Below are 13,213 nucleotides of genomic sequence, written 5' to 3'. Positions count from 1 at the left end.
AAAGAATTATAGATAGACTCGTTGCTAGTCGATATGAGCCAAGAACAGCTTAGGTACACTATGGAGCAATCGATACATCCAGTTCTCTAAAGTTATATGGTCCAGCTCAGATAATATTTAATGTTTTTATATATAGTGTGATCATTTCTTATTCAAAAACTGCTTAACTTTTAGCTTTAATAAAACTTGTTAGAAGGTAACTACTATTTAAAAATTTTAAACTAAACAAGCAAGAGAAAATTAGGTAATTTATAAATTTAAATGCAATTTAACCTTTGTTTTTATATTTTGGAGTCGTTTGATTTTTTTGTTTTAATGCGAGTGAAAATTAAATTCTTAATAATGTAGAAAAGAGATGCTGTATATAATTATGTGTTGTTTTTAAATTGTGGTTGAATTATTTATAATTTGTGCTAGTGGCTTTTTGTATCTTTTGTTTGGAATAAGTCGGTTATTTAAATTAATTAAAACATATAGGTGATAACTCTGGGTGTATATGTCTTGAAATATTTTTATATAAGTTTTATAAAAGTATTTATTGCAATTTTATACTTTATGGTTTTTAAAATAATTCATAACTATAAATGGAGTATGTTGGAGATAATAATATAAATTCCATATTTAAGTTATTTCAATTGCAAAAAAATAATGATCTAGTGTTTTACTCCTATAACGAAGACAGATTCCATTTTTTTGCAAAATTTTTTTCAATTTGCTTTAATGCAAAACTGGTCATTTCTTCTAAAGACTTATAGTTCAAGCTATGCTATTGAGTGCTTAGGTGAACAGCCTGACACTCTTTAGAAGGCATGGCTTAATGGCCTATAAATATTTTTTTGATGTTTAACTCATTGTTATATTTTATTTTTGCTATTAAAACCTATCCACTAATTAAAAAGTAATCCCCATCTTTATGAAGTAGATTCTACATATTGATAAATAAAGATGGGAATGCCAGATTATTATTAATCTAATATTTTACATCTCAAATTTATAACTTATTCTGCGTAAATGAAAATGAGAGGAGGTAGATTTTTTTACTAGGTACATCGCTTGCTATATACAGTACTAACTAATAAATTTTAAAGATTAATGTTATGATTTAAATGGGTTTGTGTGATATTAATGATTAATTTTATTTTAGAAGGTATTGGTTTTTAAAGTTTAAAGGTGGTATTGATAATATGGTAATTTAAAAAATATATTTATTGAAAAATATTTTGTTAGAGTGGTTTTGATAAATGTTATATTTGTTGATTTTTATATAAGTGGTGTAGGTTGTGTATGATCGTTAAAATAATGATTTAATTATAAGTTTATTTAAATAAATTCTTTTTTCCTAGTATAGGGGAGTAGTTGAGAGTAGTCTTTAATATTTGAATGAAGGGTTTGGAGTGATAAAAAATTCTAATTTTATAAAGTTGTATAACAGCTCATTCATTGCTAGCTTACATAATATTTTGTAATAATTTTTACATAGATAAACAAATGTATAGTATAGAAGTAATAAATAATTCGTACAATTTGCTTGAATGAGTAAGCTTTTGGTGTATAATCAACTTAACTAGAAAAAAGACTTATTAGTTTAGTAAATCCTCTTTTAGTATCGAAGCTTTATTCATAATCCTCCGTTTTTAAGATCTTAAGCTCAATTCGTTATTTTTTCAAAGTTAAACCCGTCATGTCTCATGACTTTAAGTTCTTAAATATCAATAGGATATATGTTATGTCTAACAACACAGCTACCGGTACAGTTAAATGGTTCAACGAAACTAAAGGTTTCGGTTTTATTCAACAAGATTCTGGTCCAGACGTTTTTGCTCACTTTAAAGAAATCGCTTCTTCTGGCTTCAAAACTTTACATGAAGGCCAACGCGTAACTTTTAACGTAGTTCAAGGTCAAAAAGGTCCTAGCGCTACAAACATTATTCCACAGTAATTATTTCTGTAGAATATAAAAGCTAGAAAAGCCCTCTTTGGAGGGCTTTTTTTATTGAGTAGAAATAGTTTTGGCTTTTTTTCTCACTCCCAAACATGACATTTTTAAAGAAACACATTGAATTGCTGTTTTACAGTTTCAAACTTATCAGAAATTAAAATAGCTACATCTTTTTCTATCCATAGTGTTTGCAAGTACTGTTACCTTTCAATCAAAAAGTTAGTTTTAAGCGGTTATAAGCTTTAAAAATATCGAGAGTTGCTCAGCATATTTTTGAATTTATCAAAATAGTTCCTAATCACTATAAGAACAGCATCATCGGTCATCGACTGTTCACCATTTTTATAGCATTTACATCTCTATCCTGTTTATCTTTAGAAATAAATGAAGCTACATTGAAGGCTAGAACTTTAGCTAAAGTATTTTCAGAGCCAGATCCTTCACTACAACTGAGCCAAAGCAATACTGATTCACACCTTGGTAAGAGCTCACTGATGAATTTTCGGATTTTTAACTTTAGAAAGTTTAAATGAGTAAGCATTCTTTACATGTTTTACTCAGGAGCTTGTAAGCTGAGATAGTACAAATGACATGTGAAAAATGATTGGCAAAGCTCTTGGGTTGTATCCGTACTAATTGACTAAATAGGTGAGGAGAGTATATAAAGTTAGACATTCCAATGAGTGAAAAGAAATATAGCTGACGGACATAACCAAATGGTTTTTAGGTTTAAAGCATCTATCTTGTTTTAAAAAATATATTTGTTGAGGATTATATTTGATAGCCAAATATAAGAAAATTAAATATTTAAATTAATTTGAATATGTTTGTATATAACCGAAAATAACAGTTTAATGAATATAAGCACAAGTAGGCTTAAAATAATTAAAAAAGAGATTATTTTTTAATTTTTAAAAATAAATGCAAAAAAAATCTCTTTTTCGATAGTTTAAACAGCAATACGTTCTTCAGTTTTTTCAAGCTCAATAATCTTTTTAATATAAGACCATGTTTTTTCAGGATTAACTAAACTTTTATTAATTGTGCCATCAATAATAATGCCATCGATAATATTGAGAAATAATGTAGTTAATGCAGCAGGGTCTTCAACATAAAAATCAATTAATATTGAAAAAACAAGCTGATAGATCCATTCACGATATTCATTAATTGGGTTCTTAAGTGATGGATAAACCTGAACTACTTCCATGGTTGCCTTTTTAAATAAACATCCATTGAAATCTTCAGTATGAATCCAGTCAATATACCAATCAAATAAACTCCTGAGCTGAACTAAAGGCAGGTCGTTTGTATTGATTCTTTCTAATATGGCAGCCTGAATATCAGAATTTCTCTTATAAAGGCATGATTCTATTAGTTTTTCCTTGGATGGAAAATATTTATAGAATGTCATTTTTGCCACATTGGATTCAGCAATAATTTTATCAACCCCAATACCGTTATAGCTTTTCTGATTAAAAAGGGCTATAGCTGTTGTTATAATTGTGTCTCTTTTTGACATTGATTTCCCCATCGTAAACCTTTTGAAATCCGTTTCTTTTTAAAAGTGGTCTCTGGTTAAAGTTATTTTAATCATATTGAAATCGGTATTGTAATACAACAGCTTCAATAATAAAAAAGCAATATTTTTTGCTATCAATTGTTAATTAATTTATTAAAAAAATTCATTAAATGATGGATTGATTTGTTTGAACAATAAACCTAATATCGAATTGTTTAGGGATGAGTATACAATTTTATTGATTAGCAAATGAATGCATGATTAAAATAATGGAGAACTCATAACCTAACTATAAGAACTAATTTGTTATTGAGAATGATTATGTCAAAAAAATTTGAAGATTTTAATAATCCAAGGCAAAAGGCATTACTGGGGATGAAGAATAGTATTCCTTCAGAACAGTGGGAAGAAAATCTAAAATTTCTCAAACAATTAAGAGGTAAAATTGCTGAATTACCAGTATGCCAACATCCAGCAATCGAAGTTTTAAATAACGGACAGCTTGATAAATTCACATTAACAAAAATTCATTTGGAATATCGCCACGCTATTGTACAGATCTTTACTGACGCCTTATTAATGGCTCAGTTCCAGACAAAGCAATTAGAGCCGAGACTGCACTCTGGAGCTAAAATGTTCCCGCGTGTTTTATTAAGCTTGAATGTGCTGGATGAGTTTGGTTTTCGACCTGGAACAGATCAAGAAAATTATTATTTAGGTAACCCTGAGTACGCACACTATCCACTCTATGAAGATTTATTGAATGATTATGGTCTAAATGAACAAGATCGTAGAACGTATCAACCTTCAAAAATCGCAGATCAGGTGAGAACCTTTTTAGAATCTTCATATGATAGCTACATTAAAGTTGTGGCATTACTTGCTGTTGCAGAAGAAGAGGTGATTCTTTTTAGTCCTCCATTACGTGAAGCGACTAAAGCTGTGGGGGTTGATGTAGAAGGTGGTGGCTATTACCACGTACATGGTGTGTCTACTGACGAGACATCAGAAGCCGCAGACGATGACCATGAAGATGACTTATGGTTTGCATTAGCCCAAGCTATTACAAAAGATGATTATGAAAGCCTAACAAACCTATGTGTAGAGTATTGTGCTTTATGGAATGAGTTCTGGGATGCTCAAATGTCAGATATTCATTTTATTGAAACAAAGAAGCTGGCATAAGGTTAACGTCATATAGCAATCGCTTCATTCAAAAAAAAGCTTATCCAGATGGGTAGGCTTTTTTTATTTCTGAATATTTGTTTGTTTTCATTGAGTTTAAAGGCTACATCAAATAATGATGCAGCCTAGCTTTTATACGCTATAGCGTAAGGCTCTAATAAAACTAAGCACTATGCATTAAAAATGCTGCGACTGCTTTTTCCAAAAATTGTAAGGTTACGGGTTTGAGCCATGTTCCTTCAGCAAGACTGGGTTCATTTTGCATAGCCTTACGTATTTTTTCTTGTGTGCTTGGGTTTTTGCCCGTATAGCCTTGTAGCATCGTAAGCCATTGCTGTGCTAAACGCTGTGCTCCTTCACTATCAGGTTTGACCTCAGCATCAATTGCTTGTTCGATATCGACCAATAATTGGGGCCATTTTTTCATCTCACGAATATAATTCTCCTTTAGAAAGGCAAACTCATCCTTAGATAAATAAAGGGCAAAAACATTGAGCTTACTTTCAGAAAAGGCTGCAAGTAAAAATTCAACGATTTCGGGCGTTACTCCTAATTTTTGTTGAAACTCGGTTTCCGCCGAATTTATGGTATTTAATTTAACAAGCCATTCAGGGTTTGATCGTGTATTGTGCTCAAGGGTTTTCATCCACTTTTGTGCCAAATCTTGAGCTGCTTCACTACTAAATGACTCGCCAGCATTAAATAGGGCATTTGCTGCCTGAGTTAATTCTTGCCACTCTTGATGACTTTTACTACCTGATTGTAAGAAACTTAGTTTTTCAAGTTCTTCTTTTGTAAAGTATTTCTCAAACATTACTATAAGCTCCAGTGTTTTTAACCAGTCCTCCAAAGCGAGCGCTTCACCATTGATGATCTGAGATTTAAGTTCGCTCAACTGATTTCGCAATTTCTTTTGCTCTGACAGTCTTTGATCGATTGCTTGAATCTGCTGATCAATAATAGGTAAAAGTGCAAGATTGGGGTCTTCAAGAACCGTATAGATCTCGGCTAATGACATACCCAGTCCGCGTAATGCTTGTATTTGATACAAACGAGCAATATCTTTAGGACTGTATAGTCGATAACCCGCATCGGAACGGACCGAAGGCTGAAGTAAACCGATATCGTCATAGTGATGAAGAGCACGAACAGTGAGTCCGGTTTGTTTAGCCAATTCACCAACTTTTAACAGCATCTTTAGCTCCTTCTTCCTTAGGTGTGTTTTATGCTAGGGGCTTACGTTACGTGAGGGTCAACTCATTTCGCTTAATATTTTTTATTATTTTGCTAGATGAGAGCAAGTTACTGTGTTGAATAGCTCCATAATTAAGGCAATAAATACAGTTCCTTTTAAAATAAAAGATAGGTGAATAAGAAGTTATCACCCTGTCTTTTAGTAACTTAGGTATGAAAAAGCTATGTTAATTGAATTAGAACTCATGTCGGTACTCGATATGAGGCAGTTGCGACAATATGACGATAAATATGACAACGAAATTAGTGTGTTGACAGACATTTGCGGTGAGTTGTCTAAAAATAAATTCAATCAATTTAAGATTAAAGCTTTCTCAACTGAGTTTTGGCCTGTAGATATCGAAACAGATTTGATTGTTTTTTTAGAGCAATTGCCTATTTGTATAAAAGAAATAAAACTAGGACATGATTGTTTCATCGATTTATATGAGCAGGGTATGAGTAGAGAAATTTTATTTAAATTTAATCATGGCAACTATAATTGCTATGGACAAAGTCATGATGGGGCTTGGACACCTAATTATGTGGAAAATATCAGCCAATCAGATTTATTGAAAATGTTGAGTGATTTCTTAGATCATTTTTTGTCAGCTTTGAAATTTAGGAATTCTCATAAATATCTTTCAAGGTGGTTAAGCGACAATACTTAACAAATCAACAGCAACCGATATTCACCCTCTCTTTCAACAGGTGCTCGGTGCACACAAGGTAATACCTTTTGAGTGGGGTGGTCTACTGCCAAACGCCACAAATGACCCGTACCTAAATTTATAGGTTGTGCTTGAGATTTTGGCTGATAATGCAAATCAAAAAAATACTCTGCCAGAAAACTTTCGAATTCGGCTTCTGAACCATCATGTAATTCTTTAAGCTTTGCTCTAATTTCTGGAATTAAAACTTTTTGCTCAACCTGATCATTAGGCACAATATCGCTCGCTGCACCATAATAAGTACATAAGAATGTATCGGTTTCAATAGGGGAACGATCGACATGAAACGAGTAAACATCTGTTGAAATAAAATCTAGCTCTTCGTCACGTTCATAGTTTTTAAGTAAATTAAGTGAAGGTGAGGCGCCCTGATCTGTTAATCGTTGTATGTCATTTAAGATAATTTCGCGTGCCAAGTGGCCTTGTTCTGAAAGCTTGAGTACTAACAAGTCTTCAATCGAAATTTCGGTTATGTTTTCTTTTAACTGGAGCTTATCCACGATTTCTTTAAAGTCACCAAGCAAGTTTCTAGACCAGCAAATAGCGTTCGTTTCTCCCTGAAAATGTGTATTTACAAGTTCAGCGAAACTAGAAACAACTTTAATTTGTTTGTGGTCGGAAGAGGTGCTCGTCATATAACTATTAGATAGCTCAAAACTTTGCGTAATCATACACGCTTAGTGTCTAGGGGGCTGCAACTATCAGCCATAATTTCGACTTTAGAGCTGAAGATAATGCAAGAAAAGTACAATAATGAGATGAACTTTAGAAAGGGTATGCCTATTATAAAACCAGTCTCATGCAATTATGACAGTGTAGAGGCAAAGTACTGAACGCTTAAAAAAATGTGGGTTTGACTATTTTTAAAGTCGTAAAGGGAAATTAGGGAAGCTTTAAAAAGTAAGAGGATAATGAGGAAAATATGGAAGATATTAAAACAGTCGGTGTGGTTGGCCTAGGTGTTATTGGTGCAAGCTGGACAGCATTATTTTTATATAAAGGTTTTAAAGTAAAGGTATATGACCCTTACCCTATAGATGAGGAGTTATTTAAAAAACGGATATATGCCAATCTAAGTGATTTACTTGCTTTAGATCAGCAAGAGCATAGCGGCTATAATTTACAAGACCTTTTGTTAAATATTGAACTTTATAACAACTTAAAAGATGCCGTTTCAGATACAGATTTTATTCAAGAAAATGCACCTGAACGTTTAGAGTTAAAACAAAATTTATATCAGGAAATTACCTCATATTGCCCTGAAAAAACACTTATTGCTTCAAGTTCTTCAGGCTTGAAAGTGACCGACTTTCAAAAAGATGCAGCCCATCCCGAGCGTATTTTCTTAGGTCATCCATTTAACCCACCTCATCTATTACCTTTGGTTGAAATTATTGGAGGAAAACTAACAGATCCACAGCTTTTAAAACGAGCTTCTGCTTTTTATCAAAGGCTAGGTAAGCACCCGATTATTTTAAATAAGGAAGTAAAAGGGCATGTCGCCAATCGTTTACAAGCAGCTTTATGGCGAGAGGCATTTTCATTAGTTAAAGACGGCGTCTGCTCAGCAGAAGATGTAGATATCGCAATCACCAGTGGGCCTGGGCTAAGGTGGGCATTATTTGGTCCTTATATAAATATGGAGCTTGCAAACCAGAAGGGTTTTAAAGAGGCGATTCATCACTTAGGGCCACCAATGACCGAATGGTGGAATGATATGCAAGCCTTTCAGCACTCGGAAGAAACCACAGAGTTGCTAGAAGCTCAAACTAATGAGCTTTTAACGCAATATCAAGATGTCGATTTATACCAAAAAAGAGATAAAGGATTGGTCGATATTTTAAAGCTAAGACAGCAACTAAAGTTGGATTAAGCCTATTCGTGACTCATAGCCAAACAATGTTTTGTTGCAGTGTTTGGCTTTTTTATTATTGAGTATTTGAGTACTATTCCTATTCTTCTTTTTGCTTCAATACTATTAAAGCTTGCTCTATTTGTAAGCTTTTTAGGCTCTTAATTTTACTAGGACATATGAAACGTTACTACAAACAAACTGAACCAATGGTTTCACACTGGACGACTGAACAAGACTGTTTTTTAATAGAAAATAATTCACTTTCTATAGGTGAGTTAACACAATATTTACCATTTTCTGAAGAAGAAATAAGAGTGCGTAGATCAGTTTTGGGTTTAGTCAGACGCGATCAGCAAATGAGACCGTATTAATTTTACCAAATGGTAAAAAGAAATTGAAAGTAAATGTTTCAAAATATGTAGATAAATTAAAAAATATTGCGGATGAGTTAACAAAACCATAATTTTTTTCGGTGTTTATTTGGTGCAATTTACACTAGGCTTTAAATACTTACGTTCGGCTATAATATTGTTTCACTTCATTACATTTGTTTCGCCATAATCAGAACCATAAATCATTTTAAGATCAGAACTTTATAACAATTGAGAGTGAGGAGGGTAAAATGCCAAAGTATTTAGCAGTGGCTGAAAAGGTCTATAAAAACATTAAAAAAGATAACTTATTTACCAAAGACCTAACGCAAAATTTAAATTGTTTAATCAGTCAAATTCGTAAGGCTATTAAAGGAACTGACTTTAAGCTTAAGTTTAACTATATCGATTTTGATGAGCAATTTAAGTCGCAGAGCGAATCCAAATTTAAAATTGACTTAAGTGTCATGCCAAAGTTTGAAAATGAAGGAGAATATTTGCTCTGGTTGGCCGGTTTTATTGAGCGGATTACAGATGGAGGAAAACCTAAATTTCCACCGATTTCACAATTAATTCCGCAAGGTTTTAAAATTTCTAAAGAAGTATTTCCTGTAACGGCTGTTCCTCCAAAAGAAGAACATGCAGATATGATCATTAGTTATTTTAAATCTGAAGATTTCATGAAAACCAATAAAACTCCTTCATAAAGAATATAGAAGTATCCGTCCACCATACTTCTATATACCTGCTGGTTTTAACTCAGCGACCGCCTTCTGGGGCGGTTTTTTTATGAGTATTACATTATTTAGTTCTTTGTAGCAGCAAAACAGCTTTGTCGTAATTGCTGTTACACCACTTATATTTTTTGATTATAGCCTTTGGAACCTGAGCCATGTCTTCCACGGGAGCGAAACCCATAGAACCATAAAAACTTTGTAGTTCGGCAAAAGGTAGACAGTAAAGCAATGGGTGTTTTGAGTTTTTAATTAAGAACTCGACCACTTTACGTGCGACTCCTAAGCCTTCATTGTTAGGAAAGACGTAAATTCCACCGAGTTCGCCAATGTTTGAATCAATAGACACAACTCTACCTTGACCAACAATTTTTCCACCAATAGAAGCTAATACAATAAGTTCATCTTCATATGACGGAACAAAATCAACCTCAGCATAACGTTCGTTTATGGTTTTTAGATCGGCAGTGTTAGCAAGTCTTAATGAAATTTCCATAATATTTTTTGTAGTACCATTAAGTTAAATCAGGGGGGAAATTAAGCTTTCCTTTATGAAAATATTTCTTTCCGTTATAGGATAAGCGCGAGGTATAGTCTGTGTCGATTATGAGCGTTATAGTTTCCGCTTTTGCACTTATTGCATAGTAGAGATCATATTGTTCTTCTGTTTTAACACTCACTACTTTGCCATTAGATAGTATAGCTTCAGCAGCCTCTAAGTCAGTTTTATATTTATATATATCAATACTTTCTTGAGATTCCCACCATAGAATAATTTCTTCAATATTTTGAAAAGAGCTATACCAAAGTACTTCTAGTGCTCCCTCATCCACTCCTACAGGTACGATTAATGACATTTTAATCACCAACTATTTATTTAATAATAAATTTTGCTAAAACTACTCTATGCAAATACCCGACTAAATCCAAATCAAAACAGCCCATCAGCAGTGGTTAGGAAAAGCCCTTTTACCAAATAGGGCTTTTATACTTAATAATTCATAGAATCAACAGCTTGAAGTATACCAGCAAATAAAACGGCTAATTTTGACTCAGGTTGTGGCTCATTTCCATTTGCAGTAAATACTGCACAAACTTTATGACCTTTTTGAGTTTTACCAATTACAGAAAAGTTAATCACACCATATTCAGAACCGCCTTTGAAGCCAATTTTTTGCCAATTCAAATTTTTAAAAAGTGGATTTAAAGAGCTATTCAGAGCAGGGGCATCTTGAACACTTTCGAGAATAGGACAAATCTCATTGGCTGATATATACCATTCAGCATCTTGCCAAGTAGCCGATTTTCCAATGCTACTCACACTTGGTAGCGGCAGTTTGTCTAATTCAGAGAGCACTTCTAGACGAGCTGATTTTGTTCCTGTTTTAAACTTATTTCTTAGCTTTTCATTGCTCGGATCAATCAGTTGAAATAGCTCTCTTGTAGTTAGCATCGGGGTGTTTCTAGGTGAAAGCGCTTCTATACGAGGCTTCTTTAATACCTCTATAAGACTATCGGTTGCTGTATTATCGCTAATTTGGATCATTAACTGTGCGAGAAGCTCAAGATTTACAGGTGTGCCGGCAGGTAGGTTTTGTAGTACCCCAGTTGGCAATGAGCGATTTTTTTCTTTTAAAGAGACTATAGTTTCTCTTTTTAATTCACCTTTTTTTATCGTATCTTCATACGCTTTTAAAACCAGTAACTTAAAAGTAGAGCCGACGGCCATTGGGGTTTTATCATTTTCAACAACCACGGGTTTGTTATCTACCACAACTAAAAGAGAGGTTTTACCAACTGCATTTTCATGTAGGCCTTTAACCATTTCGTCTAGGCTTACTGTTTTAAAATGAGGTGCGCTAAACCAAAGAGTACTAATTTGCCCTTGATGATCTAAACTAATTGAAACAGGTAATTCGCCTTTTTCGAAATCAATAGTCCCGGAGCCATTAGAAACATTCATACTTTTTAACGGGCCTAAAGAGGCTTTTAAATCATCAACGATTTTTTGAATTTGTGTTATGGAAACCTGTTGTAAAAAGTGAGGACTAAATAAAGAAGCGTCTATAGGCTTATCTTCAAAAATGAGTGAAAGCTTGTTAGATAAGTTATCCATTTTTTGTTCTGTCGCTGCGTAAGAGTGAGTAATAACAATAGGGGAAACATTCAAAGTTATAACGCCTACAGCAAGCAATAAAGCTCTAGTCGTGTACATTTTCTTGGTTAGAAAGTTCTTCATTAAATGTCCTCTTATGTTCAAATCAATCCACAATTTTTATAAATGGTTTTAAAACAAACCTTCATTTTGACCTATCAAACCTCATATATCTATATAAATTTCGCTGACTTTATAAACCCTAATTTAATAATAAATTTGAATTATTTATCCTTACTTTTTAATGATCTATTTTAAAACAAATGTCATTTTGTGTGCTTGACTGCAAAAGGGTTGGGCACTATTCTTTGCCTGCTGGCCACATTGCCAGTCGGTCGTCGCGGACCGCTGTTTTCGACCACATCAGGATTATTTCTTCTGAGGAATAGTTTTGTGTGAGCATCTCCTCGTCTCCTCCCGTAGCGGTAGGACGGGAGAGGGACACCTTCGGGTGTGCTGGAGTCGAAACCAGTCCGCGAACCCTTTCTCGTTCTGCCACCATAATTTTAATGTTTGGCAGAACTCCCAATAAAAAGGAGTTGGCTTTGCACATTCATTATTTCTTGGCTCTCAAGGCCAAAAGCTATAACGACACAACTTAAAAATTTAAAGCAGCTTGATCACCCTAAGGTTTTCAGGCTTTAAGTCATTACGGCTCAAAAAAACTTGTATCAACAATAAAACTTGAGATGTGCCAAGCACCGTCTTGCGGCTTTGCTGTGCCTTTTTTCTCCCAAAAAGGGCACAGGCTTTTTCTCATATCGATACAACAAGAATTTTATAACGGTAAAACTATGCCAAATTACTTAGAAACTTCTTCCAAAAAATTACACATTATTGATACCTCCATTCGTTTATTTACAACTTATGGATTTCACACCGCGGGTGTTGATCTGATTGTAAAAGAGTCCGAGATACCTAAAGCCACGCTTTATAACTTTTTTGGCTCAAAAGAAGGCCTGATTGAAATGTGTATTGTCTTTCAAAAAAGCCTACTCAAAGAAGAAGTGCTCGCGATCATTTATTCAAACCGTTACTACACATCAAAAGATAAACTCAAAGAAATTATTGTCTTACATACCAATTTAAACAGCTTGTACCATTTATTACTCAAAGCCATTTTTGAAACGAAATTGGTATACCCGAAGGCCTACCGTATGGCGGTTGAATATCGCAAATGGCTGCACCATGAAATTTTTGACCTGATTTTTAGCGGTGAAATCCGCGAACCCAAATTCGATGCCAACATGGTGGTCAACCTTATAGATGGTTTACTGCTACAGGCTTTAAGCTCAAACACTTTGGAAGAAAGGGATGTGGTGCTAGAGACGTTTTTGGGTGGAGTGGTGTAAAAATGAAAAAGAGAAACGGTTATACAATTTATCAAAAACTTTGAAAGAATCTAACTTTTTATATCAGTTAAATGCCGTTATTCTGATTTGACTTGAGCACATACTCTTAAAATGCTCGTTTTTCGTTAGATTTTTA

General features: G+C 33.7%; 13 protein-coding genes. 7 read left to right on the top strand and 6 right to left on the bottom strand.

Annotation, left to right across the window (positions count from 1 at the left end; translation table 11 throughout):
* Positions 1-1,726: 1,726 nt before the first annotated feature.
* Positions 1,727-1,939 (top strand): cold-shock protein, encoded by a 213-nt coding sequence (locus ABLB96_RS13905; RefSeq protein ID WP_002054492.1) that lies wholly within the window; start codon positions 1,727-1,729, stop codon positions 1,937-1,939.
* Between the two features lie 949 nt (positions 1,940-2,888).
* Here the strand turns inward: ABLB96_RS13905 and ABLB96_RS13900 are convergent.
* Complete coding sequence (locus ABLB96_RS13900; RefSeq protein WP_348896790.1) at positions 2,889-3,461, bottom strand: TetR/AcrR family transcriptional regulator; 573 nt, start codon at positions 3,459-3,461, stop codon at positions 2,889-2,891.
* A 321-nt stretch (positions 3,462-3,782) separates the two neighbouring features.
* Between ABLB96_RS13900 and ABLB96_RS13895 the strand changes: the two genes are divergently transcribed.
* Complete coding sequence (locus tag ABLB96_RS13895) at positions 3,783-4,646, top strand: iron-containing redox enzyme family protein (protein ID WP_348896789.1); 864 nt, start codon at positions 3,783-3,785, stop codon at positions 4,644-4,646.
* A gap of 163 nt (positions 4,647-4,809) precedes the next feature.
* On the opposite strand, the gene ABLB96_RS13890 is transcribed toward ABLB96_RS13895, so the two are convergent.
* Positions 4,810-5,841, bottom strand: a complete 1,032-nt coding sequence (locus tag ABLB96_RS13890; RefSeq protein WP_348896787.1) for a MerR family transcriptional regulator — start codon at positions 5,839-5,841, stop codon at positions 4,810-4,812.
* Between the two features lie 244 nt (positions 5,842-6,085).
* Here ABLB96_RS13890 and ABLB96_RS13885 point away from each other — a divergent pair, with 244 nt between their 5' ends.
* Positions 6,086-6,550: a hypothetical protein gene (locus tag ABLB96_RS13885; RefSeq protein ID WP_369029497.1), complete on the top strand. Its 465-nt coding sequence runs from the start codon at positions 6,086-6,088 to the stop codon at positions 6,548-6,550.
* Here the strand turns inward: ABLB96_RS13885 and ABLB96_RS13880 are convergent.
* Positions 6,547-7,245: a DUF1826 domain-containing protein gene (locus tag ABLB96_RS13880; RefSeq protein ID WP_348896842.1), complete on the bottom strand. Its 699-nt coding sequence runs from the start codon at positions 7,243-7,245 to the stop codon at positions 6,547-6,549. The two genes, ABLB96_RS13885 and ABLB96_RS13880, sit on opposite strands and share 4 nt — an antisense overlap.
* Positions 7,246-7,532: 287 nt before the next feature.
* Between ABLB96_RS13880 and ABLB96_RS13875 the strand changes: the two genes are divergently transcribed.
* From ABLB96_RS13875 to ABLB96_RS13865, 3 genes are all read left to right on the top strand, one after another.
* On the top strand, positions 7,533-8,483 hold the full coding sequence (locus tag ABLB96_RS13875) for a 3-hydroxyacyl-CoA dehydrogenase NAD-binding domain-containing protein (RefSeq protein WP_348896785.1): 951 nt from the start codon (positions 7,533-7,535) through the stop codon (positions 8,481-8,483).
* 158 nt (positions 8,484-8,641) lie between these two features.
* The gene (locus ABLB96_RS13870; RefSeq protein ID WP_348896783.1) at positions 8,642-8,836 is read left to right on the top strand and encodes a hypothetical protein; all 195 of its coding nucleotides are present in this window, start codon (positions 8,642-8,644) and stop codon (positions 8,834-8,836) included.
* Positions 8,837-9,087: 251 nt separating this feature from the next.
* Entirely contained in the window at positions 9,088-9,543 is a 456-nt protein-coding gene (locus ABLB96_RS13865; protein ID WP_348896781.1) for a hypothetical protein, read from the top strand.
* A 94-nt stretch (positions 9,544-9,637) separates the two neighbouring features.
* Here the strand turns inward: ABLB96_RS13865 and ABLB96_RS13860 are convergent, their stop codons facing one another.
* From ABLB96_RS13860 to ABLB96_RS13850, 3 genes are all read right to left on the bottom strand, one after another.
* Positions 9,638-10,066, bottom strand: a complete 429-nt coding sequence (locus tag ABLB96_RS13860) for a GNAT family N-acetyltransferase (protein ID WP_348896779.1) — start codon at positions 10,064-10,066, stop codon at positions 9,638-9,640.
* A gap of 19 nt (positions 10,067-10,085) precedes the next feature.
* A complete protein-coding gene (locus ABLB96_RS13855) occupies positions 10,086-10,427 on the bottom strand; it encodes a hypothetical protein (RefSeq protein WP_348896777.1) in 342 nt (113 codons plus the stop codon).
* Between the two features lie 134 nt (positions 10,428-10,561).
* Positions 10,562-11,809: a serine hydrolase gene (locus tag ABLB96_RS13850; protein ID WP_348896841.1), complete on the bottom strand. Its 1,248-nt coding sequence runs from the start codon at positions 11,807-11,809 to the stop codon at positions 10,562-10,564.
* Positions 11,810-12,519: 710 nt separating this feature from the next.
* Here ABLB96_RS13850 and ABLB96_RS13845 point away from each other — a divergent pair.
* Positions 12,520-13,077: a TetR/AcrR family transcriptional regulator gene (locus ABLB96_RS13845; protein WP_348896776.1), complete on the top strand. Its 558-nt coding sequence runs from the start codon at positions 12,520-12,522 to the stop codon at positions 13,075-13,077.
* Positions 13,078-13,213: the final 136 nt, after the last annotated feature.

This window comes from Acinetobacter sp. XH1741, assembly GCF_041021895.1.
Taxonomy (GTDB): domain Bacteria; phylum Pseudomonadota; class Gammaproteobacteria; order Pseudomonadales; family Moraxellaceae; genus Acinetobacter.
Note: the sequence above shows the minus strand (reverse complement) of the source record. Positions and strands in the feature narration are given on the sequence as shown.